Source organism: Amycolatopsis sp. MtRt-6 (assembly GCF_017308975.1).
GTDB lineage: Bacteria > Actinomycetota > Actinomycetes > Mycobacteriales > Pseudonocardiaceae > Amycolatopsis.
In genome coordinates, this window is record NZ_JADWPD010000018.1 from 124,351 (window position 1) to 149,360 (window position 25,010).

The following is a 25,010-nucleotide window of genomic DNA, read 5'->3' on the forward strand; positions in this document are numbered from 1 at the left end:
TCCGCTCCCGGCCCGGTCGCCGTCAGGTCAGGCTCGAACAGGTTCTCGCGTCCGGATCCAGAGCACCCTTCGGCACCCACCGCACGTTCGCGAACGAAGCCTGGAAGGCACCGTCGGTGTACACCAGGAACGGCGTGTTGATGTGCTCGAAGTCGAGCCCGTTGTCGAAGCAGGACACCGGGATCTTCACCGTCGTCTTCGGGCCGCCCGCCAGGTCGGTGAACAGCTTCGTCGCGTTCACCTCGCTGAAGCACGGGTAGACGCAGTGCATGCTGATCACCGTCCGGTTGGCCGGTGCCTGCTGCACGGTCGTGTCGAACACCAGCGCCGCGTCGGCGTTGAGGTAGCCGCGCAGATCGTTGGTGCCCGCCGTGTTCTGCATGTACAGCTGGGCCGCGCCGGCGCCCGTCCAGGTCGCCTTCAGGCCGTCGCCCTGCACGTTGACGTCCGTCGGGACGACGTTGATCTCGGTGTGCGCCGCCGTGCCGTCCGGGCCGATCACCGTGCCGCCCCAGTTCTCCGCCGAGCCGATCTGGCTCGTGTACGGCGGCACGTCGGTGCGGTCGTAGATCGCCAGGTCCTCGGTCGCGGTCCCGCCGCCGCCGGTCGCGGTGCAGGACGCCGGGCCGGGGGTCTCGTCCAGCTGACCCACGGTGGCGCGCTGGCCGGTCTTGAGGCCGTAGCCGAGCTTGAACAGCGGGTCGTAGTTCGGCGACCACGGGTTGAGCGGCGACTGGCACGCGCTCTTCGGCCACGAGTAGCTCAGCGTGCCCTGGTAGCCGTTCCCGTCCTTGCCCTTGACCAGCATGTCGGCAACGCCGCCGCCCTCGGTGCCGGGCAGCCACGCGGCCACGAACGCGTCGGAGCGGTTGATCTCCTTGTTCATGTACAGCGGGCGGCCGCCGACGTAGACGGTGACGACCGGGGTGCCCTTGCCGCTGACCTTGTCCAGCACGGCCAGGTCTTCGGGGTAGAGCCGCGCCGCTTCGAGCGACTTTCGGGTCAGGTCGCCGACGCCCTCGGCGTACGGCGTCTCGCCGATGACCGCGATGACCGCGTCGAAGCCCTTGGGGTCGACGTTGCCGGTCGCGTCGAAGGTGACGTTGGCGTCGCCGAGGTTCTGCCTGATGCCCGTCAGGATCGACGTGGCGTTGGGGAAGTCGGCGTTGGTGTTGCCGGTGCCCTGCCAGCTGAGCGTCCAGCCGCCGGTCTGGTTCGCGATGTTGTCGGCGCTCTTGCCGACGACCAGGACCTTCGACGCCGGCTTGAGCGGCAGCACGTTGCCGTTGTTCTTCAGCAGCGTCTGCGAGCCCCGGACGGCGTCGCGCGCCAGCCAGTTGTCCTTCAGCGCCTCGTCGGAGTTCGCGTAGGAGCGGTCGGAGGGCTTCTGCGACTCGAACAGGCCGTCACGCAGCTTGACGCGCAGGATGCGGGTGACGGCGTCGTCGATGCGCGCCATCGGGATCTGGCCGCTCTGCACCTGGGCGACGGTGTTGGTGATGAACGCCTTCCAGTCGTTCGGCACCATCACGATGTCGATGCCGGCGTTGATCGCCTGCGGGCACGAGGAGTTCGTGCAGCCGGTGACCTGGCCGATGCCGTTCCAGTCGGACACGACGAGGCCGTCGAAGCCCATCTTGCCCTTGAGGATCTGGTTCAGCGCCTTGTCGCTGCCGTGCAGCTTGCCCTCGTTGATGCCGAGGTCGGCGTTGGTCCAGCTGTTGAACGACACCATCACGGTCTGGCTGCCGGCGGCGAGCGCGCCGTAGTAGCCCTGGCCGTGGACGTTGATCATGTCCGCTTCGGACGCGGGGGTGACGCCCTGGTCCTGGCCGTTGATGGTGCCGCCGTCGCCGATGAAGTGCTTGGCGGTGGCGATGACGCCGTTGTAGCCGATGCGCTTGGTGGCGCCGTCCTGGAGGCCGTTGATGGCTTCGTAGCCGTAGGAGCGCGTGATGCGCGGGTCCTCGGAGAAGCCTTCGTAGGTGCGGCCCCAGCGGTCGTCCTGGACGACGGCGAGGGTGGGCGAGAAGGCCCAGTCCTGGCCGGTGGCGCGGATCTGCCGGGCGGTGGCGGCGGCGACGTCGCGGACCAGGCAGGGGTCGTGCGCGGCGCCGAGGCCGATGTTGTGCGGGTAGACGGTGGCGCCGTAGACGTTGTTGTTGCCGTGCACGGCGTCGATGCCCCAGATGACGGGGATCTTCGTGCGGCTCGTCTTGGAGGCGTTCCAGTAGGCGTCGGCGAGGTTCAGCCAGTCCTGCTGGGTGGCGTACTTCTTCCCACCGGGCCACGAGCCGCCGCCGTTGAGGACCGAGCCGATGGCGTACTGGCGGACCTCGTCGGGGGTGATGGCGGCGATCTCGGGCTGCGTCATCTGCCCGACTTTTTCCTCCAGGGTCATGCCCTTGAGGATTTCGGCGATCCGCTGCTCGTCGCCGGCCTTCCCCTTGAACCGGCTGTCGACCTTCGGCCAGTCGGCGAGGGCAGGCAGGCTCTTCTCGATCCGGGCGCAGCCGTCCCTGTCCTTGGCGGGCTGGCCGATGACGGGTTGCGGGGCTTCGGCTTGGGCCGGCGTCGCCTGGGCGATCCCGCCCAGCAGGCTCAGGCTCATCAGCGTGACGAGCGAACTTCGGCGCGCACGGGACCACGCGCGGGATCTACGGGCCATGGGTCTGGTCCATTCTGCGATGAACGGCGGACCGGCCGATCCTCACCGGGCGACGGGGAAGCAGTCAAGGGTTTCGATTGTTTGCACGGCCTGTTAATTCTCGACATAAACTAAGAGTCGCTCGGTGGCGGGGCCACCCATATCCGGCGGGGTGCCGAAGGTCAAGAGCACTGCCGGGCAGGGGTTTTGCCCCGGTGTCGGCTCAGCTCGGCACCGAGCCCGGCAGTTCCTCGAAGATCAGCCAGGTCCGCGTCGACCGCACCCCCTCCAGTGCCTGCAGCCGCTCCAGCACCACGTCCCGCAGTGTCGAGTTGTCCGGTGTCCGGACCAGCAGCAGGATGTCGAAATCCCCGCCCACCAGCGCCACGTGGTCCACGTACGGGATCTCGTGCAGGTCCGTCGCCATCGTGCGCCACGACGTCTGCTCCACCGTCACCATGATGTATGCCGACGTGCCCAAACCCGCCCGGCGCGGGTCGATCCGGGCGCCGAAGCCCGTGATCACCCCTTCCGCCAGCAAGCGCTCCAAGCGCGCGTACGCGTTCGTCCGCGAGATGTGCAGGCGCTCCGCCAGCGCGCGCACCGCCAGGCGGCCGTCCGCCGACAGCTCCGCCAGCATGGCCCGGTCGATGTCGTCCAGGGCCGGGACCGTTCGTCCCGGCAGAGCCCCGTGAGCCAGGGCACCCGTGGACGTTTGGTCCGCCGGGACTCCCGCCGGAGGCCGTTTGTCGCTCATTTCCGCCAACCCTTGAACAGAACACCGCCGGGAACCACCATTTCAGCATCATATGTCTGGGAGAGGTGGTGCGCTGTGGAAACCCTGCTGCCGTCGGCTGCCCCCGTGCGGTTCGTCGCCGAAGACGGGAGCCGTGCCGACCGGCACGGGCCGTACGGGGAGCCCGCGGAAGACCGGCTGAAAGAGGCCTACCGGCTGATGGTCCTCGGCCGCCGGTTCGACGTGCAGGCCACCGCGCTCACCAAGCAGGGCCGGCTCGCCGTCTACCCCTCCAGCGCCGGCCAGGAAGCGTGCCAGGTCGGCGCGGCGCTCGTCCTGCGAACCGCGGACTGGCTCTTCCCCACCTACCGTGACTCCGTCGCCCTCGTCGCCCGCGGCCTGAAGCCCGGCGAAGTCCTGACGCTGCTTCGCGGCGACGCGCACTGCGGCTACAACCCGGTCGAGACGCGCGTTGCCCCGCAGTGCACTCCGCTCGCGACGCAGACTCTGCACGCCGCCGGCCTGGCGCACGCGATGCAGCGACGCGGCGAAGACGCCGTCGCGCTCGCGCTCATCGGGGACGGCGCCACCAGCGAAGGTGACTTCCACGAGGCGCTCAACTTCGCCGCCGTCTTCAAGGCGCCCGTCGTCTTCTTCGTGCAGAACAACCGCTTCGCCATCTCGGTGCCCTTCGAGAAGCAGAGCGCCGCCGCTGCGCTGGCGTACAAGGGCGTCGGCTACGGCATGCGCTCGGAGCAGGTCGACGGCAACGACGCCGTCGCCGTCCTGGCCGTCCTCGACGACGCCGTGCGGCACGCGCGCGAGGGCAAGGGGCCCGTCCTCGTCGAGGCCCACACCTACCGCATCGACGCCCACACCAACGCCGACGACGCCACCCGCTACCGCGACGCCGACGAAGTCGCGAAGTGGCGCGAAGCCGACCCGGTCAAGCGGCTGGAAACCTTCCTGAAGAGCCGCGAAAGCTTGAGCGACAACGAGATCGAGCAGTTCGCCGCCGACGCCGAGGGCTACGCCCAGTCCGTCCGCGACACCCTCAACGCCGAGCCCGAGCTCGACCCGCTGTCGCTGTTCGACCACGTCTACGCCGAACCGACCCGCCAGCTGAAGGCCCAGCGGGCCGCCCTCGTCGCCGAACTGGAGGCCTGATGACGACCACCACCATGGCGCAGGCGCTCAACGCGGCCCTGCGGGACGCCCTCAAGGACGACGACCGCGTCCTCGTGTTCGGCGAGGACGTCGGCACGCTCGGCGGCGTCTTCCGCGTCACCGACGGCATCACCGCCGACTTCGGCGAAGACCGCTGCTTCGACACCCCGCTCGCCGAATCCGGCATCGTCGGGTTCGCCGTCGGGATGGCGATGGGCGGGTTCCGGCCGGTCGTCGAGATGCAGTTCGACGCCTTCGCCTACCCGGCGTTCGAGCAGATCACCTCGCACGTCGCGAAGCTGCGCAACCGCACCCGGGGCGCGCTGGAGGTGCCCATGGTCATCCGCGTGCCCTACGCCGGCGGCATCGGCGGTGTCGAGCACCACTGCGACTCCAGCGAGGCCTACTACACGCACACGCCGGGCCTGCGCGTCGTCACGCCGGGCACCGCGCAGGACGCCTACGACCTGCTTCGCGACGCCATCGAGTCGCCCGACCCGGTGATCTTCCTCGAGCCGAAGTGCCGCTACTGGTCGAGCGAAGAGGTCAGCTTCACCCGCACCGGGCCCGGCCTGGACCAGGCCGTCGTCCGCCGGCACGGCAAGGACGTCACGCTCGTCGCCTACGGCCCGATGGTCGCCACCGCGCTGGAAACCGCCGATGCGGCGAAGGTCGAGGGCTGGGACGTCGAGGTCGTCGACCTGCGTTCGCTGTCGCCGTTCGACGACGAGACCGTGACGGCGTCCGTGCGCCGCACCGGCCGGGCCGTCGTCGTGCACGAGGCCGCCGGCTTCGGCGGCTACGGCGCCGAGGTCGTCGCGCGCGTCACCGAACAGTGCTTCCACCAGCTGCACGCGCCCGTGCTGCGGGTGACCGGGCTCGACATCCCGTACCCGGCGCCGAAGCTCGAGCGGCACATGCTGCCCGACGTCGACCGGATCCTCGACACGATCGCGCGCCTGCAGTGGGACGACACGCCGGTGGTGGCCGGTGCCTGACTTCCTGCTGCCCGACCTCGGCGAAGGCCTGACCGAGGCGGCGATCGTGGACTGGCGGGTCGAGGTCGGCGACACCGTCGACGTCGACCAGGTCGTCGTCGAGGTCGAGACGGCGAAGGCTGCGGTCGAGGTGCCGGTGCCGTTCGCCGGCGTGGTGTCCGCGCTGCACGGCGAGCCGGGGCAGCTGCTGCCGGTCGGCGCGCCGCTGCTGAGCGTCGGCGGGTTCGCCGAGCCCGGCGTGACGACGTCGTCGGGCAGCGGCAACGTCCTCATCGGCTACGGCACCGCGCCGGCGACCCGGCGCAAGCGCGCCCGGCGGCCGGTGCGCACCACCGCGCCCACGCGGCCGAAGCAGCCTGGGGTGATCTCGCCGTTCGTCCGGAAACTGGCGTCGGACAACGGGATCGACCTCGCTCGGCTCACCCCGGGCGGCGCGGACGGCATCATCCGCCGCGCCGACGTCGAGGCGGCGCTGAAGAAGCCCGTCGCGAAGGGCAAGCGCGTCCCGCTGACCGGTGTGCGCAAGGCCGTCGCCGACAAGCTGGCGACGTCCCGGCGGGAGATCCCCGAGGCCACGGTGTGGGTGGACGTCGACGCGACCGAGCTGGTCGCCGCGCGGGCCGCGCTGAACGCCAAGTCCGACCGGCCGGTCAGCCTGCTCGGGCTGATCGCGCGGTTCGCCGTCGCGGGGCTGCGCAGGTTCCCGGAGCTGAACTCGCGCGTCGAAGGCGACGAGATCGTGCTGCTGGACGAGATCCACCTCGGGTTCGCCGCGCAGACCGACCGCGGGCTCGTCGTGCCGGTCGTGCGGGACGCCGGGACGCTGTCCACCCGGGACCTCTCCGCGGCGATCGGCGACCGGGCCCGCACCGCGCGGGCGGGCAAGCTCGCGCCCGCGGACCTCACCGGCGGCACCTTCACGGTCAACAACTACGGCGTCTTCGGCGTCGACGGCTCGGCCGCGATCATCAACCACCCCGAGGCGGCCATCCTCGGCATCGGCCGGATCATCGACCGGCCGTGGGTCGTCGACGGCGCCCTGGCGGCCCGGAAGATCTGCGAGCTCACGCTGGCCTTCGACCACCGCGTGTGCGACGGCGGCACGGCGGGCGGGTTCCTGCGGTTCGTCGCCGACTGCGTGGAGTCGCCGGTCACCGCCCTCGGGGACCTCTGACGACTCACCGGCCGAGTTGGCCGGTGGTGACGGCGGCGGCACTACTGTGTCGATCTTTACTAATCCGACCACAGTCACGGCCTGATGACTTTCGTAGTAACACTTACGTGCCGCGCGATGGTCGGCCTACTTTTGGCCGGATTAGTAAAGTGGTTGCGTGACGACACCGGCCCAGCACGACCGCGACCTGGCGGAGGGGCGCGTCGCCCGGTTCAAGCAGGACCTGCGCGACGGGCTCGCGACCGCGCCCGAAAGCGTCGAGGCGATGGACGAGCTCGTGGCCACGGCCCACCGGCTGCTCGACGCCGAGGTGGCGTTCGACGAGGCCAAGCGGCGGCTGGCCGACGCCGAGCTCGAGTCCCGGCACGCGGCCACGCAGCGCGCGGTCGTCTGGTTCGCGGCCGCGCCCGTGCTGGTGCCGCTGGTCGCCGCGGCGCTGGTGCTGTTCGAAGTGCTGTCGCCGGTCTGGCTGTTCGTGCTGGTGCCGCTGTTCGGCGCGGGCTTGTGGGTCGGCTTCGCGCCGGTCCGCCGGGCCGGAGCGGTGATCCGCGAGCGGACGCGGGCGGCGTGGGCGGGCAGCGTGACGGCGGTGGCGCTGGTTCTCGCGCTGGTCCCGTGGGCCGGGGCGGTGGTCTGCACGGTCCTGACGGCGCTGGGCGTCGCGGGCACGATCGCGCTGCTGTGGCGGGAAAGCCGGACCCCATGAGCCACGGCTACGCGACCTACGGCGACGACCCGGAGTTCACCCAGGAGTACGACTACCCGGACGCCGTCGACCCGACGCGGCGCGATCTCGACGAGCTGTTCGCGGCGGTCGACGGGCTGCGCGCGGCCGACGACCGCCTGGGTCAGGACGTCGCCGACCTGGCCGAGCGGCTCGAAAGCGGTGACCCGCACCATCAGCAGGACCGGCTCGACCTGCTCGGCCGGCAGCTGGAGCGGCTGCGGCAGCAGGTCCGGGTGCTGGAGCGCGCGGTCCGCGTGTCCGACGGAGTCCCGCAGGCCGACCTCGACGACGTCGGCGCGGAGACGCGGGCGCTCGCGGCGGAGGCGGCGCGCTGGGACGACCTGCACAAGGAGCTCGTCACCAAGGAGCAGCGGGCCCGGTACGCGGAGGAGATCGCGCACCTGGACTCGGTGCGGGCGGCACTGGCCCGGTGCGACGCGGACCTGCGGGATGTCATCGGCGTCCTGGCGTCAACGGACCGTTCGTCGCGCGCCCGGGGTGACGCGGAGTCGTCGTTGCGGGCGTTGTCGACGCGGCGCCGGACGATGCTGGACGAGGAGATCCCGGCGGCCGCCGCGGCGGCGGACCAGGCGCGGCTGGCCCTGCGCGAGGCGGACGCGGTCGAGGCGCGGGTGGTGCCGCAGCTGGAGCGGGCCGAGCGGGCGTGGCACGACCTGCAGGTGCGGCTGCGGACCCGGATCACCGACGCGCTGGGGTCGAACGCGCTGCTGCCGGTGTGGTTCGGGCACGCGCTGGGCGTGGCGCCGCCGTCGGGTACGTCGGGTGACGCGTGGATCCGGACGGCCGCGTCGGTGCTGGCGTACCGGGTGACGTTCGGGGTGACGGACCAGGCCCTGCCGCTCGGCCCGCCGGCGGGTGAGGACGCGGACACGACGGAACGCCGCTGGACCTGGCGGGCGAGGCTGGAGTCGGAGCTCGACGACCTCGCCCTCTAGCCCGTGATCCGCCGGGCATCACCCGTGATCAGGCGGGCATCACCCGTGATTGGAGGGGCATGACCCGTGATTGGAGGGGCATCACGAGTCATGCCCCTCCAGACACGCGAGATGCCCCTCCAGACACGGGTGATGCCCCTCCAGACACGGGTGATGCCCCTCCAGACACGGGTGATGCCCCTTCACGCACTGGTGCGGAGCGCTGACTCCAGCTTGCGGTGCAACTCGCCGAGGCGGGTTTTGCCCGGTTTGCCCGGCGGGAACTTGCGCAGGGTGTCGCGCACGGCCGCCGGGGCGTGGGTGAGCGCCCACTCGATCTCCGTCTCCGCGGAACCGCCGGCCAGCTCGCTCGCCAACGCGGCCTGCTGCGCCGGGCCGACGATGTGCTTCACCTGGTGCGGTGACCCCAGCGGGTGCAGGTAGGCCGCGCCCGCCGCGCCGACCGCCGCGCGCGCGGCGGCCGCGGCTGCCGGGTGCTGCGCCGAGGTGGCCGCCGCCAGGGCGTTCCACGCCGCGGTACGCAGGGCCTTGGTGCGCGGACCTCCCGCGGCGAACTCCCGCGCCGCCGAGATCGCCGCGGCCGGGCGGGGGTCGTCCGGGATCAACGGCAACACCCGGGCGGCGCAGTCCGCGGCCCAGCCCGTCAACGTCCGCAGCTCGTCAAGATCCAGCTCCATGCCCCTGAAGCTTATCCTTGAACCGCCGGTTGAAACTGTGGGCGGCGCAGGGCCTGCCGGCGCAGGCGGTTGAACAGCTTCGCGTTGTTCAACGCGAACACGCCCACCGTCTCGCCGTCGCGCTGCCAGGTGGCCACGAACGAAGCCGCCGACGGGTCGCCGTCGACGAACACCAGCTGGTCGTCCGGGCGGGGGTGGCCGGCCAGCTGCAGCGTGCCCGCGTACTGGTCGGACCACACGTAACCACTGGGTGTGTACGTGCGCGCGGTGTGCCCGGCCAGCAGGTTGGCCACCGCGATCGGCGCCTGCTCCGAGGCGTTCGTCCAGTGCTCGTGCCGCCGTCCGCCGTAGCGGGCCACATCGCCGACCGCGACCACCTGCGGCAGGTCCGTGACCAGCCCGGCGTCCGTGTGGACGCCGTTGCCGACCTTCAACCCCGAACCGGCCAGCCACTCGGTCGCCGGTGTCATCCCGACGCCGGTCACGACCACGTCGGCCGGGACGAGCTCACCCGAAGCCAGCTCGACGCCGGCCGGCGAGCAGCCGGAAACCTGAACGCCGCAGCGCAGCTCCGTGCCGTGGTCGGCGTGCAGCCGGGCGCACACCGCGGCCAGCGACGGGCCCAGCACCGGGGCCAGCGGCGCGGCCAGTGCTTCCAGGACGACGACGTCGAGACCCAGAGACCGGCAGGTCGAGGCCACCTCGGCCCCGATGAACCCGGCGCCGACGATGGCCACGCGCACCCCGGGCACCAAGGCTGCCCGCAGCGCCAGTGCGTCGTCGACCGTCCGCAGCGTGTGGGCGCCCTCGAAGCCCGGCAGGGTGCGCGCCCGGCCGCCGGTGGCGATCACGACGCCGTCCGCGTGCACCGACGTGCCGTCGGACAGCAGCACGCGCCGGGCGGCCGGCTCCAGCGCGGTCGCCCGGACGCCGAGCCGGAAGTCCAGGGCCAGCGACGCCAGGTCACCGGCGTCCAGCAGGTCGAGCGACTCCCGCGACGCCGTCCCGGCCAGGAAGGCCTTCGACAGCGGCGGCCGGTCGTAGGGCAGGTGCGGCTCGTCGCCGATCAGCACGACGCCGCCGTCGTACCCCTGCGCGCGCAGTTCCTGCGCCGCGCGGACCCCGGCGAGCGACGCGCCGACGACCGCGACGCGCTTCACGCGGCGTCCTCGCCGGCCACGCCCTGGACGTAGATGACGCCTTCGTCGACGACCACGGTGTACGTGCGCACCGGGTCCTTCGCCGGCAGGCAGGTCGGCATGCCCGTGCGCAGGTCGAACAGCGCCGCGTGCAGCGGGCACTCGACGAAGCAGCCTTCGAGCCAGCCGTCGGCCAGGGAGGCGTCCTGGTGCGTGCACGTGTCGTCGATGGCGTACAGCTCGCCCTCCTCGGTGTGGAACACCGCGATGGCGGGCTGCCCGGGGATCCGGACGGACTCGCCGGGGGGAAGCTCGTCCACCGTGCACGCGCGCATCATGACCGCCTCCTGCTTTGAATTCAACACTGTGTTGCGCATGGGGGAACATCAACTGTGATACGCAACAAGTCTGAGTCCGGCGCCGACCGCCGTCAAGGGGGTACGCCCCGGTAGTTTTCGTTACCTGATAACGGGTATTCCAGGCACGCCGAGGGCCCGTACCGAGGATGGCGGTACGGGCCCTGCGACGTCGGAGGCTAGTTCTCCCCGTGCCGGTAGAACGGCAGCTTGATCGGGTCGAGCGGGGTGTTGCCGAGGATCAGGTCGGCGGCCTTCTCGGCGGTCATCATCACCGGGGCGTAGATGTTGCCGTTGGTGATGTAGGGCATCACCGACGCGTCGACCACGCGCAGGCCCTCGGTGCCGTGCACCCGCATGCTCTGCGGGTCGACGACGGACATGTCGTCCACGCCCATCTTGGTCGTGCACGACGGGTGCAGCGCGGTCTCGGCGTCCTTGGCGACCCAGTCCAGGATCTCTTCGTCGGTCTCCACGGACGGCCCCGGCGAGATCTCGCCGCCGTTGTACGGGTCGAGCGCGGACTGGTTGAGGATCTTCCGCGCCACCCGCACCGCTTCGACCCATTCCTTGCGGTCGGTCTCGGTCGACAGGTAGTTGAACTTGATCGCCGGGTGCTCGCGCGGATCGGTGGACCTGATCTTCACCGAGCCGCGGGTGTCGGCGTACATCGGGCCGACGTGCACCTGGTAGCCGTGGCCTTCCGTGGGCGCCGAGCCGTCGTAGCGGATCGCCACCGGCAGGAAGTGGAACATCAGGTTCGGGTACTTGACGTCGTCGTTGGACCGGACGAACCCGCCGCCCTCGAAGTGGTTGGTGGCGGCCGGCCCGGAGCGCAGGAACAGCCACTGCGCGCCGATGTAGGGCCGCTTCCACTTCGCCAGCGACGGCTGCATCGACACCGGCTGCTTGCATGCGTACTGGATGTACACCTCCAGGTGATCCTGGAGGTTCTCGCCGACGCCCGGCAGGTCCTTCACGACGTCGATGCCGAGCTTCTCCAGCTCGGCGGCGTTCCCGACGCCGGACAGCTGCAGCAGCTGCGGGGTGTTGATCGCGCCGCCGCAGAGGATGATCTCCTTGCCGTACACCTCGCCGGGCACGCCCCGGCCCTGCGCGTACTCGACGCCGACCGCGCGGGTGCCGTCGAAGAGGACCTGCGAAACGAACGCGTTCGTCTTCACCGTGAGGTTGGGCCGGTGCATCACCGGGTGCAGGTACGCGCCGGCCGCCGACAGCCGACGTCCTTTTCGGACGTTCCGGTCGAACGCCGCGAAGCCTTCCTGCTTGTAGCCGTTGACGTCGTCGGTGCGCGGGTAGCCCGCCTGCTCGGCGGCGTCGAAGAACGCCTGGAACAACGGGTTCGACGCCGGTCCGCGCTCCAGTTCGAGGGGGCCGTCGTGGCCGCGCCACTGGCCGTCGGGAGCGTCGGCGAGGCAGTTTTCCATCCGGTTGAAGTACGGCAGGCAGTGCGCGTAGTCCCAAGTGGACATCCCGGGATCGCTCGCCCAGCGCTCGTAGTCCATCGGGTTGCCGCGCTGGAAGATCATCCCGTTGATGCTGGACGACCCGCCGAGCACCTTGCCGCGCGCGTGGTAGATGCGACGGCGGTTCATGTACGGCTCGGGCTCGCTGCGGTAGCCCCAGTCGTAGAACTTCGACCCGATCGGGAAGGTCAGCGCGGCCGGCATGTGGATGAAGACGTCCCACTTCCAGTCCGACCGGCCCGCCTCCAGGACGAGGACCTTGTTCGACGGGTCGGCCGAGAGCCGGTTCGCCAGCGCGCAGCCCGCCGAGCCACCGCCGACGATGACGAAGTCGTAGGTATCGGAACTCATGCGTCCTCCTCAGCCGGGCAGGGTGTCCGGGGTGCTGTCCGGCATGTGTTCGGGGCTGGTGTGGGCCGAGCCCCAGGTGCGCCGCCGGACGTAGAGCATTATCGCGCCGATGATCACGATCAGCGCGGTGACGATCACCGCGCCCCACTGGAAGTACCAGTGGTCGTCGCCGTAGACCTCGGCGCGCGGCCAGATCAGGTTGACCGTCATCGCGGCGCCGTAGACCACCGCGACCAGGTTCACCAGCGTGCCCCAGCGGCCCAGCTTGAAGTACGGGCCGTGTCCGGGGCGCGGCCACTGCCCGCGCAGGCGGCGCAGCAGCATCGGGCCGGTGACCATCAGGTAGGGGATGTAGAACAGGATGATCGCCGTCGAGGTCAGGATGAAGAACGCCCGCTGGTTTCCGAGGTTGATCAGCAGCACCACGACGGTCAGGCCGCCGGTGAGCAGCGCCGGCAGGATCGGCGTCTTCGAGCGCGGCGACACCTTCGCCATCGCCTTGCTGAACGGCAGCCGCCCGTCGCGGGCCATCGCCCACGCCATCCGGATCGCCGCGGTCTGCACGGCCAGGCAGCACACGGTGATCGCGATCGCCGAGCAGATCAGGAACGCGTTGCCCAGCCACGGGCCGAGCGTGCTCTTCAGCAGGTACGGCATGCCGGACGTGCTCAGCTCTTCGGCGTTGATGTCGCCCACGGCCATCATGCCGACCAGCATCACCAGGCCGCCGACGATGAACGACGCCGTGATCGCCCGCAGGATCGCGCGGGGCGCGTGCTTGCGCGGCTGGGTCGTCTCCTCCGCGAGCGAGCCCGCGGTGTCGAAACCGTAGAAGACGTACGCGCTCATCAGCGACGCCACGAGGAACGCCCCGAGGTACCCGAGTGAGTGACCCTCACCCGCGCCGTGCGTCTCCAGGACGACCTGCGGGCCGCGTTTGATGTGCACCGCCAGCGCGATGATCAGCAGGATGACCGCGGACAGCTCGACCGCGACGCCGAAGTTGTTGATCTTCGCCATCAGCTTGACGCCGATGACGTTCACGATCGTGGCGAACACGACCAGCACCAGGGCCAGGATGATGGCGTTCTGCGCGCCGCCCGGGGTGGACGTCAGGCCGGCGTCGGAGTCGCTGCCGACGATCTGGAACGCGGTCGAGACCTGCGGCAGGATGATCTGGTAGGCGACCGCGACCGCGCCGGCGGTGACGATGGCGCCGATGATCATGATCCAGCCGGCCAGCCACGACGTCGCGGGCTTCGCGATCTGCTTGGCCCACTGGTAGACCGAACCGGCGAGCGGGAACTGCCCCGCCAGCTCGGCGAAGCACAGCGCGACGCAGAGCTGGCCGAGGAAGACCAGCGGCCAGGTCCAGATGAACGCCGGCCCGCCCGCGCCGAAGCCGAAGAAGAACAGCTGGAACACGCCGGTCATGATCGAGATGTAGGAGAACCCGGCGGCGAAGCTGGAGAAGGAACCCAGTGAGCGTTCGAGCTCCTGGCGGTAGCCGAACTTTTCGAGGTCGGAGCTGTCGTCCGGGGCAGGCCCCCCGCCCGCCGGTATTTCCCGAGTCGTCATCGTATGCGTCCTCACGTGGTGGGGAGGGGGAATTCGGTGAAGCTTATTCAGCCGTCGCCCGCCGCATGACTTTCGCGGTGGCCGGCGGCAGTGCGCGCGGGGCGCGGCGGGCTGACCAGAATAAGCTTCAGCCCTTGAACCAGTGCTGCGGAACGGGATCGATGTTCTGGTAGATGTGCTTGCTCTCCTGGTACTCGGCCAGCCCGGACGGCCCGAGTTCGCGGCCGATGCCGGACTTGCCGTAACCGCCCCATTCCGCCTGCGGCAGGTAGGGGTGGTAGTCGTTGATCCACACGGTGCCGTGGCGCAGGGCCCCGGCGACGCGCTGGGCGCGGGACGCGTCCGACGTCCACACGGCTCCGGCGAGCCCGTACTCGGTGTCGTTGGCCAGCGCGATCGCGTCGGCCTCGGTCGTGAAGCGTTCCACGGTGACGACCGGGCCGAAGACCTCTTCCCGGACGATCGCCATGTCCCGCGTGCAGCCGGAAAACACGGTGGGACGCAGGAAGAAACCGCTTTCGTACTCGGGTCCTTCCGGCCGCTTTCCGCCTGCTTCAAGTTTCGCGCCCGCGGCGAGAGCGCTTTCGATGTAGCCTTCGACCTTCGCGCGGTGCTGCGCCGAGACGAGCGGGCCCGTCTCGGTCGCGGGATCCAGGCCGTTCCCGACCCGGATCCGGTCGGCGCGCGCGGCGAGGTCCGCGACGAACCGGTCATGGATTCCATCTTGGACGATCAACCGCGCGCCCGCTGAACAGACCTGTCCGGAATGGACGAACGCCGCCATCAGGGCGTAGTCGAGCGCGGTGTCGTACTCGGCGTCGTCGAACACCACGTTCGGGTTCTTGCCGCCGAGCTCCAGGGCGACCCGCCGGACGCCCTTCGCGGCTGCCGTCATGATCTTCTCGCCGGTCGCGTAACCGCCGGTGAAGGAGACGAGGTCGACGGCCGGGTGCTCGACCATCGCCGCGCCGGCCCGGCCGTCGCCGAGCAGGAGGTTGACGACGCCGGCCGGCGCGCCGGCCTCTTCCAGCAGTGCGACCAGCTTGATCGTGGTGAGCGGGGTGACCTCGCTGGGCTTGAGCACCACGGTGTTGCCCGCGGCCAGCGCGGGCGCGACCTTCCAGGACATCTGGAGCAGGGGGTAGTTCCACGGCGCGATGAGCGCGCAGACCCCGACCGGCTCGTGCACGATCCGGCTGACGACGGTCGCGCTGCCGGCGTCGACCACGCGGCCGGCGTCCTTGTCGGCGAGGTCGGCGTAGTAGCGGAAGACGTTCGTCACATCGTCGATGTCGATGCGGCCTTCGCCCAGCGTCTTGCCGGTGTCGAGGCTCTCGGTGCGGGCGAGTTCCTCGCGGTCGCGGACCAGCAGGTCGGCGGTCCTGCGGAGGAGCTGGGCGCGTTCACCCGCGGTCGTGCGGCGCCACGGGCCCTCGTCGAAGGCCCGCCTCGCCGCTCTGACAGCGGCGTCGACCTCGGCTTTCCCCGCTTCGGCGACGGTCACGATGACCTCGCCGGTGGCCGGGTTCAGCACGTCGGAACGCGTCCCGGTGGCCGCGTCCAACCAGATTCCGTCGATGTAGAGGTCCTTCACGGGCGCCCTTCCCGGATCGGTAGTGGCTGCTTCGTGTCGAGAGTGCGTACATTTGTACGCGAAGTGTGTACAGATGTCCACAAGGGGGCCCGATGGCCAAGAGCGAACCCGGCGCAACGCGGCGCCGCGGTCCGAACGACCCCGAGCGGCGCGCCCGGATCGCCAAGGCGGCGATCGAGGTGGTCGCGCAGCGGGGGATCGACGGCGTCACGCACCGGTCGGTGGCGGCCGCGGCCGGCGTCCCGCTCGGCTCGACGACCTACCACTTCGCGACCCTGGACGACCTCCTGGAGGTCGCCCTGCACCAGGCGGCGGAGAAGAACGTCCACGCGCTGAAGGAGTGGGAGGCCGCGCTCCCGCCGGACGCCGACTTCGCCGCGGCCCTCGCCGACCTGGTCATGGGCTACATCAACGAGCAGTACCGGGACACGGTCGTCGAGTACGACCTGTACGTGGCCGCCCTGCACCGGCCGGCCCTGCGCAAGGCGAGCGCGGCCTGGGACGACGCCCTGATCGCGTTCTTCGGCTCCCGCACCGACCCGCTCACCGGCCGCCTCCTGGCGGGCCTCTTCTGCGGCCTCCTGATGCAGGCGGCCCTGGCCGATCCCCGCCCCACCCGCGACGAGATCGAAACCCTCTTCCGCCGAGCCATCGACGGCCCCGCCGTGTGACGAAAGGGGCATCACGCGTGCTTGGAGAGGCATCTCGCGTGATTGACGGGGCATCGGGCTGATGCCCGCCGAATCACGTGTGATGCCCCTCCGGTCACGCGTGATGCCCGCTCGATCACGTGTGATGCCCCGAACGGCACGGAATCGTGGGCGGAACGTGGGTTGACAGGCGGTCGTGGCGGCAGTCACTCTGGTGCGGAGTGAGCAACAAGACGCGTTCTGCGCAACTACTCCCGTCCGGATTCGCGGAGAGGACCACGCCGGTGACCGCAATCGATCTCCCGCCGAGCCTGCTCGCCACGTTGCCGGGCAGCTCCTACACCGATCCGGCGATCTTCGCGCTGGAGCAGGCGAAGATCTTCGAAGCGGACTGGTTCTGCGCCGTGCGCAGCGCCGACCTCGCCGGGCCCGGGGCGTTCGAGACCGTCCAGATCGGCAAGGAGAGCGTGCTCGTCTCGCGGGGCCGGGACGGGAAGCTGAACGCGTTCCTCAACGTCTGCCGCCACCGCGGTGCCCGGCTGTGCACGTCCGAAACCGGTACCGTCAAGCGGGCCTTCCAGTGCCCGTACCACGCCTGGACGTACGGCCTCGACGGCAAGCTGATCGCCGCCCCGAACCTCACCGGGATGCCGGACGTCGACCGCACCGAGTTCGGCCTCACCCGGCTCCACCTGCGCGAGTGGCTCGGGTACGCCTGGGTCTGCCTGGCCGACGAACCGCCGTCGTTCGAAGAGACCGTGATCGGAGCCGTCACCGAACGTCTCGGCGGCGCCAAGGAGATCGACGCCTACGGCATCGACGGCCTCGCTCTCGGCAAGCGCATCGAGTACGACGTGAAGGCGAACTGGAAGCAGATCATCGAGAACTTCATGGAGTGCTACCACTGCGCGACGATCCACCCGGAGCTCACCGAGGTCCTCCCGGAGTTCGCCGACGGCTACGCCGCGCAGTACTACGTCGGCCACGGCGCCGAATTCGGCGGTGACATCAAGGGCTTCACCGTCGACGGCAGCGAAGGCGTCGACCGCCTGCCCGGTGTCACCGAAGCCCAGGACCGCAAGTACTACGCGATCACCATCAAGCCGGGCGTCTTCGTCAACCTCGTCCCGGACCACGTGATCCTGCACCGGATGTTCCCGCTGGCCCCGGACCGGACGCTGGTCCGCTGCGACTGGCTCTACCTGCCCGAAGTCGTCGAATCCGGGCGCGACCTGAGCCGCTCGGTCGAGCTGTTCCACCGCGTCAACCTGCAGGACTTCGAAGCCTGCGAACGCTGCCAGCTCGCGATGGACTCGCGCTCCTACGTCAACGGCGGCGTGCTCGTGCCCAGCGAGCACCACATCGGTGCCTTCCACGACTGGGTGCGGGCGAGGCTGGCTTAGATCAGCGCCCGGATGGCGGCCTCGAACCCGGTGACATGCTCCAGCGTCAACGCGGCCGCCTTCTCGGCGTCACCCTCGATGATCGCGGTGAGGAGCGGGACGTGCTCGTCGACGTGGCCGGCCATCCCGGACAGCCGGGGCACGAACACGCACCAGATGCGGGTCGCCAGGTTGTCGTACCGGATCAGCGTGTCCTCGAGGAACGGGTTGTGCACGCACCGGTAGATCGCCCGGTGCAGGGCGAGGTCGGTGCGCAGCAGCTCGGCGTTGTCCCCGGCCGGGACGCCCGCGTCGAGCTGTGTGCGCAGCTCGGTCAGCGTGGCCCGGTCGGTGTCCGTGGCCCGTGCGGCCGCGGCGGCCGTCGCCATCGGTTCCAGGGTGCGCCGGACCTCGGAGATGTGCGCGAGGTCGGAGATGTTGACGTCGGTGGCGAACGTCCCCCGCCGCGGGTAGGCGACGACCAGGCGTTCGGACTCCAGCCGTTTCAGCGCCTCGCGGATCGGCGTCCGGCCCATGCCGAGCGTGCTGCCGAGCTCCTCTTCGTTGAGCGGCGAGCCCGGCGGGATGTCCAGCATGACCAGGCGATCACGGACGAAGAGGTACGCCTGCTCCGCCAGCGACGGGGGATTGACCTGCGGGTGCATGGCGCTTAGCCTACATCGACGATTGATATATCAGAAGTCGACCACGGAAGGTTTCGCGATGACCGCGACGATCGCCCCAGTGCTCAACCGCTCCCTGGCCGACTACGACCCGGCAGTGGCCGAGGCGATCGGCGCCGAGTTGCACCGGCAGCAGTCGACGCTGGAGATGATCGCCTCCGAGAACTTCGCGCCGCTGTCCGTCCTGCAGGCCCAGGGCTCGGTGCTGACCAACAAGTACGCCGAGGGCTACCCCGGCCGCCGCTACTACGGCGGCTGCGAGCACGTCGACGTCCTCGAACAGCTCGCCATCGACCGGGTCAAGGCGCTCTTCGGGGCCGGGTTCGCCAACGTCCAGCCGCATTCGGGCGCGCAGGCCAACGCGGCGGCGATGGCGGCGCTGCTGAAGCCCGGCGACAAGATCCTCGGCCTCTCGCTGGCCCACGGCGGCCACCTGACGCACGGCATGCGGATCAACTTCTCCGGCCTGCTCTACGACGTCGCCGCGTACGAAGTGTCCGAAAAGGACTATCGGGTCGACATGGCGGAAGTGGCCAGGCTCGCGAAGGAGCACCGGCCGAAGCTGATCATCGCCGGCTGGTCCGCGTACCCGCGGCAACTCGACTTCGCCCGGTTCCGTGAGATCGCCGACGAGATCGGCGCGTACCTCATGGTCGACATGGCGCACTTCGCCGGCCTGGTCGCCGCGGGCCTGCACCCGTCGCCGGTGCCGCACGCGCACGTCACGACGACCACCACCCACAAGACCCTCGGCGGCCCGCGCGGCGGCGTGGTGCTCACCGACGACGCGGGCCTGGCCAAGAAGGTCAACTCCGCCGTTTTCCCCGGTCAGCAGGGTGGTCCGCTCGAACACGTCATCGCGGCCAAGGCCGTCGCGTTCAAGATGGCTTCCGAGCCCGGGTTCCTGGAACGCCAGCAGCGCACGCTCCGCGGCGCGAAGATCCTGGCCGAGCGGCTCCTGGCCGGCGGGATCGACGTGCTGACCGGCGGCACCGACGTCCACCTGGTCCTCGTCGACCTGCGCGACTCGGAGCTCGACGGCAAGCAGGCCGAAGACCGGTTGCACGAGGTCGGCATCACGGTGAACCGGAACGCCGTCCCGTTCGACCCGCGGCCGCCGATGGTGACGTCCGGCCTCCGCATCGGCACGCCGGCCCTGGCCACCCGCGGCTTCGGCGACACCGAGTTCCGCGAGGCCGCCGACGTCATCGCCGAGGCGTTGAAACCCGGCTTCGACGTCGAGAAGCTGCGGGCCCGTGTCACCGCGCTGGCCGAAGCGTTCCCGCTGTACCCCTCGGAGGGATCCCGATGACCGACCTGCCGGAGCACCCGGACTTCCTCTGGGACAACCCCGACCCGAAGAAGGCCTACGACGTCGTCGTCGTGGGCGGCGGCGGGCACGGCCTCGCCACCGCCTACTACCTGGCCAAGCAAGGCATCACGAACGTGGCCGTGCTGGAGAAGGGCTGGCTCGCCGGCGGCAACATGGCCCGCAACACCACGATCATCCGCTCGAACTACCTCTGGGACGAGAGCTCCGGCATCTACGAGCACTCCCTCAAGCTGTGGGAAGGCCTCGAAGCGGACCTCGGCTACCCGATCCTGTTCAGCCAGCGCGGGGTGCTCAACCTCGCGCACAGCCTGCAGGACGTCCGCGACAGCGTCCGCCGCGTCGAGGCCAACAAGCTCAACGGCATCGACGCCGAATGGGTGGACGCCGACGGGGTCAAGGAGATCTGCCCGATCGTCAACACCTCGCCGGACGTCCGCTACCCGGTCCTCGGCGCGACCTTCCAGCCGCGTGCCGGCATCGCGAAGCACGACTACGTGGCCTGGGGCTTCGCGCGGGCCGCGCACGCACTGGGCGTCGACCTGATCCAGAACTGCGAGGTCACCGGGATCACGACGAACAGCGGCCGGGTCACCGGTGTCGAGACGTCGAGGGGCCGGATCGCCGCGGGCAAGGTGGCGCTGTGCGCGGCCGGGCACACGTCCGTGCTGGCGAAGATGGTCGGGCTCGACCTGCCGCTGACGTCGCATCCGTTGCAGGCGCTCGTTTCGGAGCTGCTCGAACCGATCCACCCGACGGTCGTCATGTCGAACGCCGTGCACGTCTACGTTTCCCAGGCGCACAAGGGTGAGCTGGTCATGGGTGCCGGCATCGACAGCTACAACGGCTACGGCCAGCGCGGCTCGTTCCACATCATCGAACAGCAGATGGCGGCCGCGCTGGAGCTGTTCCCGGTGTTCGCGCGGGCGCACCTGCTGCGGACCTGGGCCGGGATCGTCGACACCAGCCCGGACGCCTCGCCGATCATCGGGCTCACGCCGGTGGAGAACCTGTTCCTCAACTGCGGCTGGGGCACCGGCGGCTTCAAGGCCACCCCCGGAGTCGGGGACGTCTTCGCGCAGACCATCGCGCGCGGCAAGCCGCACGAGTACGCCGAGCCCTTCACCCTCGACCGGTTCACCACCGGTGCCCTCGTCGACGAGCACGGCGCCGCCGCCGTCGCGCACTGAGTCGTCCAAAAGCAGGAGTTTCCGATGCAGCTGATCCCCTGCCCCTGGTGCGGGCCGCGCGAGGAAGCCGAGTTCCACTACGGCGGCCAAGCGCACGTCGCCTACCCGGCGGACCCGGCCGCACTGTCCGATGAGGACTGGGCGAAATTCGTCTTCTTCCGCGAGAACCCGAGCGGGCCGTTCGCCGAGCGGTGGAGCCACTCCGCGGGCTGCCGCCGCTGGTTCAACGCCGTCCGCGACACCCGCACCCACGAACTGAAGGCGGTCTACCGCCTCGACGAGCCGAGGCCGGTGATCCCGTGACCCGACTGTCCGGCGTCCCGCTCAAGTTCACCTTCGACGGCCGCGAGCTGACCGGTTTCCTCGGCGACACCCTGGCGTCCGCGTTGCTGGCCAACGGCATCCACCAGGTCGCGACCAGCATCAAGTACGGCCGGCCGCGCGGCATCGTCGGCGCCGGCGTCGAGGACTCGAACGCACTGGTCCAGATCGAAGCGCCGTTCCCGGAGCCGATGCTGTCCGCGACCACCGTCGAGCTGTACGACGGCCTGGTCGCCCGCGGCCTGCGCGGTCAGGGCCGGCTGGCCGCCGAGCCGGACCCGGCGCGCTACGACGCCAAGCACGCCCACTGCGACGTCCTGGTCATCGGTGCCGGACCCGCGGGCCGCGCGGCCGCTGCCGCCGCGTCCGGCCGGGTCCTGCTCGTGGACGACCAGCCCGGCGGCGAGGCTCCCGAGGGCGTCCGGTTCCTCTCGCGCACCACGGCGTTCGGCATCTACGACGACGGGTTCGTGCTCGCCCTCGAACGCCGGGGCGAACCCGCGGCTCCGGAGCGCGTCTCGCGGCAGCGGGTCTGGCGGATCCGGGCGAAGCGGATCGTCATCGCCACCGGCGCCCACGAGCGGCCGATCGTCTTCCCGGACAACGACCGCCCCGGCATCATGCTCGCGTCGGCCGCGCGGACGTACCTGACCCGGTATGGCGTCCTGGCCGGGCAGCGCGTGGTCGTGTTCACCACCAACGACTCCGCGCTCGACGCCGCGTCCGAACTGGCCGGGGCCGGGGCCGAGATCGTGCGGATCGTCGACGCCCGCGAGGGCTACGGCGTCATCGGCACCGACGGCGACTGCCACATCACAGCCGCCCACGTGGCTCCGCTGGGCTCGCTGGAAGGGGAGCGGGTGCCGTGTGACCTGCTGCTCGTGTCCGGTGGCTGGAACCCGGCGGTGCACCTCTACAGCCAGGCCCGCGGCACCCTCCGGTACTCCTCGGAACTCGGCGCGTACGTCCCGGCCGGTGACCTGCCGAACGTGACCGTCGTGGGCGCGGCGGCGGGCGAAGGCCTGCCGGAGACGAAGGTGCTTTGGCAGGTGCCCGCGCCCGAGTCCGAAGTGGACACCCGGTTCGTGGACCAGCAGCGCGACGCCACCGTGTCCGACGTCCTGCGGGCCACCGGCGCCGGGCTGCGCTCGCTGGAGCACGTCAAGCGCTACACGACCATCGGCACCGCGCACGACCAGGGCAAGACGTCCGGCATGCTCGCCGCGGGCATCACCGCCGAGGCACTCGGCGTCGACCTCGCCGACCGCCGGCCGACGACGTTCCGGCCGCCGTACACGCCGGTGTCGTTCGCCGCGCTCGCCGGGCGGAACCGCGGCGAGCTGCACGACCCCGTGCGCGTCACGACGATCCACCCGTGCCACGTCGAGCACGGTGCCGAGTTCGAGAACGTCGGCCAGTGGAAGCGGCCGTGGTACTACCCGCGGCCCGGCGAGTCGATGGCCGACGCCGTCCTGCGCGAATGCCGCGCCGCCCGAAACGACGTCGCGTGCATGGACGGCTCCACGCTGGGCAAGATCGACGTCCAGGGCCCGGACGCCGGCTGGTTCCTCGACATGCTCTACACGAACATGATGAGCACCCTCAAGGTCGGCCGGATCCGCTACGGCGTGATGTGCGGCGTCGACGGCATGGTGATCGACGACGGCACGGTCATCCGCGTCGGCGAGGAGCGGTTCCTGGTCACCACGACCACCGGCAACGCGGCGAAGATCCTCGAGTGGATGGAGGAGTGGCTCCAGACGGAGTGGCCGCACCGGCGCGTCTTCGCGACGTCGGTCACCGAGCACTGGACGACGATCCCGCTGGTCGGCCCGCGTTCGCGGGAGGTCCTCGGCCGCCTGGCGCCGGACCTGGACGTCTCCAACGAGGCCTTCGGGTTCATGACCTGGCAGGACGCCGAGGTCGCCGGACTCAAGGCCCGGGTCTGCCGGATCAGCTTCTCCGGCGAGCTGGCGTACGAGATCAACGTCCCGTCGTGGCACGGGCCCGCGCTCTGGCAGTCCATAGTGGACCAGGGAGCCACGCCGTACGGCACCGAGACCATGCACGTCCTGCGTGCCGAAAAGGGTTACCCGATCATCGGCCAGGACACCGACGGCACGGTCACCCCGCAGGACCTCGGCATGTCGTGGGCGGTGTCGAAGAAGAAGGCCGACTTCATCGGCAAGCGGTCGTTCGCCCGCGCGGAGAACACCCGGCCGGACCGCAAGCACTTCGTCGGGCTGCTGCCGGTCGATCCGTCGGTGCTGCTGCCGGAAGGCGCGCAGATCATCGAATCGGAACTCGTACCCGAGCCACCGGTGCGGATGCTCGGCCACGTCACCTCCAGCTACGACAGCGCCGCCCTCGGGCGCACCTTCGCGCTGGCGTTGGTGCGCTCGGGCCGCGAGCGGATCGGCGAGACGCTGTACGTGCCGGTCGGCGACCAGGTGGTGCCGGTCACCGTCACCGAATCCGTCCTCTTCGACAAGGAAGGAGCCCGCCGTGACGGTTGACGCGGTCCACGAACCGTTCCGCACCCAGCTCACCGTCCGCCTCCGCGAAGGCGACACGCTTCTCGGCGTCCCCTTGCCAGGCCCGTGCACCTTCACCAGCGGCAACGGCGTCGACATCCTCTGGATGGGCCCCGACGAGTACCTCGTGCTCGCCGGACCCGGCCGCCAGGCCGAACTGGAAGCGGCCCTTTCCCCGGAATGCGACGCCGTGGTGGACGTCTCGGCGCAGCGCAACGTCTATCGGCTCAGCGGGTCTCCGGCGCCTAGGGATAAATGTCCCAATGATGTGACACTTAAGCATAGGGTGGTCGAGGTGCTCGCCCACGGATGCTCGATCGATCTGGAGATGGCGCCGCCGGGTACGTGCGTGCAGACCTTGCTGGCGCGCACCGGAATCGTGCTGATGGTCCGGGAAGACGACTTCACGATTCTCGTGCGGCAGTCCTTTTCGGGCTACTTCGAAGCCTGGCTGGCCGACGCGAGCTTGGAGTACGTCTCGTGACCTTCACCCTGACCCTCAAGTGCCCCGAACGCTCGGGAATCGTGCACGCCGTCACGACGTTCCTCGTCGGGCAGGGCTGCGACATCGTCGAGCACCAGCAGTTCGACGACGACGTCCGCGGCTCGCTGTTCCTGCGCACGTCCTTCACCTGCACCGAGCAGGCCACAGTGGACGACCTGACCCGCGCGTTCACGTCGGTGGCCGGCGACTTCGGCATGGAGTTCGAGTTCTCCGACGGCACCCCGCCGCGGATCCTCGTCATGGTCTCGAAGTTCGGCCACTGCCTCAACGACCTGCTGTTCCGCTGGCGCGCGGGCGGCCTCGGTGCGGAGATCGCCGTCGTCGTCTCGAACCACGAGGACCTGCGGCCGATGGCCGAGGCCGCCGGGGTGCCGTTCGTGCACGTCCCGGTGACGCCGGACACCAAGCCGGAGGCCGAGCAGCGGCTCCTGGACCTGGTCGGGGAGTACGAGGCCGATCTCGTCGTGCTGGCCCGGTACATGCAGGTGCTGTCCAACGAGCTGTGCCAGAAGCTCGAAGGTCGCGCGATCAACATCCACCACTCGTTCCTGCCCGGCTTCAAGGGCGCCAAGCCCTACCACCAGGCCTACGACCGCGGCGTCAAGTACGTCGGCGCGACCGCGCACTACGTCACGCCCGACCTCGACGAGGGCCCGATCATCGAGCAGGAGGTCCAGCGCGTCGACCACACGTACTCGCCGCGCGAGCTGGTGACCGTCGGCCGCGACGCCGAAGCCCTGGCCCTGTCCCGCGCGGTGCGCTGGCACTGCGAACGCCGCGTTCTGCTCAACGGCAACAGCACCGTCGTCTTCCGTTAGGAGTTCCCGC

The 25,010-nt window shown here is 70.3% G+C and carries 22 protein-coding genes; 13 read left to right on the top strand and 9 right to left on the bottom strand.

Going from position 1 to position 25,010, the window contains the following annotated elements; genetic code table 11:
• Nucleotides 1-22 precede the first annotated feature (22 nt).
• A complete protein-coding gene (locus tag I4Q55_RS28095; RefSeq protein ID WP_206791885.1) occupies nt 23-2,611 on the bottom strand; it encodes an exo 1,3/1,4-beta-D-glucan glucohydrolase in 2,589 nt (862 codons plus the stop codon).
• Nucleotides 2,612-2,870: 259 nt separating this feature from the next.
• Complete coding sequence (locus I4Q55_RS28100; RefSeq protein WP_206791886.1) at nt 2,871-3,347, bottom strand: Lrp/AsnC family transcriptional regulator; 477 nt, start codon at nt 3,345-3,347, stop codon at nt 2,871-2,873.
• A gap of 132 nt (nt 3,348-3,479) precedes the next feature.
• On the opposite strand from I4Q55_RS28100, the gene pdhA reads away from it, so the two are divergent.
• The 5 genes from pdhA (at nt 3,480) to I4Q55_RS28125 (ending at nt 8,405) form a co-directional block, all read left to right on the top strand.
• Complete coding sequence (pdhA, locus tag I4Q55_RS28105) at nt 3,480-4,550, top strand: pyruvate dehydrogenase (acetyl-transferring) E1 component subunit alpha (protein WP_206791774.1); 1,071 nt, start codon at nt 3,480-3,482, stop codon at nt 4,548-4,550.
• On the top strand, nt 4,550-5,548 hold the full coding sequence (locus I4Q55_RS28110) for an alpha-ketoacid dehydrogenase subunit beta (RefSeq protein ID WP_206791776.1): 999 nt from the start codon (nt 4,550-4,552) through the stop codon (nt 5,546-5,548). The genes pdhA and I4Q55_RS28110 overlap by 1 nt, the downstream gene beginning before the upstream one ends.
• Nucleotides 5,541-6,722 carry a dihydrolipoamide acetyltransferase family protein gene (locus I4Q55_RS28115; protein ID WP_206791777.1) on the top strand — a complete coding sequence of 394 codons (1,182 nt, stop codon included), beginning with the start codon at nt 5,541-5,543 and terminating at the stop codon, nt 6,720-6,722. The genes I4Q55_RS28110 and I4Q55_RS28115 overlap by 8 nt, the downstream gene beginning before the upstream one ends.
• 157 nt (nt 6,723-6,879) lie before the next feature.
• Nucleotides 6,880-7,428 (top strand): hypothetical protein, encoded by a 549-nt coding sequence (locus I4Q55_RS28120; RefSeq protein WP_206791778.1) that lies wholly within the window; start codon nt 6,880-6,882, stop codon nt 7,426-7,428.
• On the top strand, nt 7,425-8,405 hold the full coding sequence (locus I4Q55_RS28125) for a hypothetical protein (RefSeq protein ID WP_206791779.1): 981 nt from the start codon (nt 7,425-7,427) through the stop codon (nt 8,403-8,405). Before I4Q55_RS28120 ends, I4Q55_RS28125 begins: the two co-directional genes overlap by 4 nt.
• Nucleotides 8,406-8,587: 182 nt before the next feature.
• Here I4Q55_RS28125 and I4Q55_RS28130 read toward each other — a convergent pair whose 3' ends face one another.
• The 6 genes from I4Q55_RS28130 to I4Q55_RS28155 all read right to left on the bottom strand — a co-directional run bounded on the left by I4Q55_RS28130 (nt 8,588) and on the right by I4Q55_RS28155 (nt 15,587).
• Nucleotides 8,588-9,082, bottom strand: coding sequence for a putative immunity protein (locus I4Q55_RS28130; RefSeq protein WP_206791780.1), 495 nt, complete (start codon nt 9,080-9,082; stop codon nt 8,588-8,590).
• Nucleotides 9,083-9,093: 11 nt separating this feature from the next.
• Nucleotides 9,094-10,242: an NAD(P)/FAD-dependent oxidoreductase gene (locus I4Q55_RS28135; RefSeq protein ID WP_206791781.1), complete on the bottom strand. Its 1,149-nt coding sequence runs from the start codon at nt 10,240-10,242 to the stop codon at nt 9,094-9,096.
• Nucleotides 10,239-10,559 (bottom strand): bifunctional 3-phenylpropionate/cinnamic acid dioxygenase ferredoxin subunit, encoded by a 321-nt coding sequence (locus tag I4Q55_RS28140; RefSeq protein WP_206791782.1) that lies wholly within the window; start codon nt 10,557-10,559, stop codon nt 10,239-10,241. The genes I4Q55_RS28135 and I4Q55_RS28140 overlap by 4 nt, the downstream gene beginning before the upstream one ends.
• Before the next feature lie 197 nt (nt 10,560-10,756).
• Entirely contained in the window at nt 10,757-12,415 is a 1,659-nt protein-coding gene (betA, locus tag I4Q55_RS28145; protein ID WP_206791784.1) for a choline dehydrogenase, read from the bottom strand.
• Between the two features lie 9 nt (nt 12,416-12,424).
• On the bottom strand, nt 12,425-13,993 hold the full coding sequence (locus I4Q55_RS28150; protein WP_206791785.1) for an amino acid permease: 1,569 nt from the start codon (nt 13,991-13,993) through the stop codon (nt 12,425-12,427).
• Nucleotides 13,994-14,120: 127 nt separating this feature from the next.
• Complete coding sequence (locus I4Q55_RS28155; protein WP_206791786.1) at nt 14,121-15,587, bottom strand: aldehyde dehydrogenase family protein; 1,467 nt, start codon at nt 15,585-15,587, stop codon at nt 14,121-14,123.
• A gap of 92 nt (nt 15,588-15,679) precedes the next feature.
• On the opposite strand from I4Q55_RS28155, the gene I4Q55_RS28160 reads away from it, so the two are divergent.
• Both I4Q55_RS28160 and I4Q55_RS28165 read left to right on the top strand, forming a co-directional pair.
• Entirely contained in the window at nt 15,680-16,258 is a 579-nt protein-coding gene (locus I4Q55_RS28160; protein WP_206791788.1) for a TetR/AcrR family transcriptional regulator, read from the top strand.
• A gap of 263 nt (nt 16,259-16,521) precedes the next feature.
• On the top strand, nt 16,522-17,640 hold the full coding sequence (locus I4Q55_RS28165) for an aromatic ring-hydroxylating dioxygenase subunit alpha (RefSeq protein ID WP_206791790.1): 1,119 nt from the start codon (nt 16,522-16,524) through the stop codon (nt 17,638-17,640).
• On the opposite strand, the gene I4Q55_RS28170 is transcribed toward I4Q55_RS28165, so the two are convergent.
• Nucleotides 17,637-18,284: a GntR family transcriptional regulator gene (locus I4Q55_RS28170; protein WP_206791792.1), complete on the bottom strand. Its 648-nt coding sequence runs from the start codon at nt 18,282-18,284 to the stop codon at nt 17,637-17,639. The two genes, I4Q55_RS28165 and I4Q55_RS28170, sit on opposite strands and share 4 nt — an antisense overlap.
• A 58-nt stretch (nt 18,285-18,342) precedes the next feature.
• On the opposite strand from I4Q55_RS28170, the gene glyA reads away from it, so the two are divergent.
• The 6 genes from glyA to purU are packed head-to-tail and all read left to right on the top strand — an operon-like array spanning nt 18,343 to nt 25,000.
• Nucleotides 18,343-19,614, top strand: a complete 1,272-nt coding sequence (glyA, locus tag I4Q55_RS28175) for a serine hydroxymethyltransferase (protein WP_206791793.1) — start codon at nt 18,343-18,345, stop codon at nt 19,612-19,614.
• A complete protein-coding gene (locus I4Q55_RS28180; RefSeq protein WP_206791795.1) occupies nt 19,611-20,822 on the top strand; it encodes a sarcosine oxidase subunit beta family protein in 1,212 nt (403 codons plus the stop codon). Before glyA ends, I4Q55_RS28180 begins: the two co-directional genes overlap by 4 nt.
• A 24-nt stretch (nt 20,823-20,846) precedes the next feature.
• Nucleotides 20,847-21,125: a sarcosine oxidase subunit delta gene (locus tag I4Q55_RS28185; RefSeq protein WP_206791797.1), complete on the top strand. Its 279-nt coding sequence runs from the start codon at nt 20,847-20,849 to the stop codon at nt 21,123-21,125.
• Complete coding sequence (locus tag I4Q55_RS28190) at nt 21,122-23,659, top strand: 2Fe-2S iron-sulfur cluster-binding protein (RefSeq protein WP_206791799.1); 2,538 nt, start codon at nt 21,122-21,124, stop codon at nt 23,657-23,659. Before I4Q55_RS28185 ends, I4Q55_RS28190 begins: the two co-directional genes overlap by 4 nt.
• The gene (locus I4Q55_RS28195) at nt 23,649-24,161 is read left to right on the top strand and encodes a sarcosine oxidase subunit gamma (RefSeq protein ID WP_206791801.1); all 513 of its coding nucleotides are present in this window, start codon (nt 23,649-23,651) and stop codon (nt 24,159-24,161) included. The genes I4Q55_RS28190 and I4Q55_RS28195 overlap by 11 nt, the downstream gene beginning before the upstream one ends.
• Entirely contained in the window at nt 24,158-25,000 is an 843-nt protein-coding gene (gene purU, locus I4Q55_RS28200) for a formyltetrahydrofolate deformylase (RefSeq protein WP_206791802.1), read from the top strand. Before I4Q55_RS28195 ends, purU begins: the two co-directional genes overlap by 4 nt.
• The last annotated feature ends 10 nt before the right edge of the window (nt 25,001-25,010 follow it).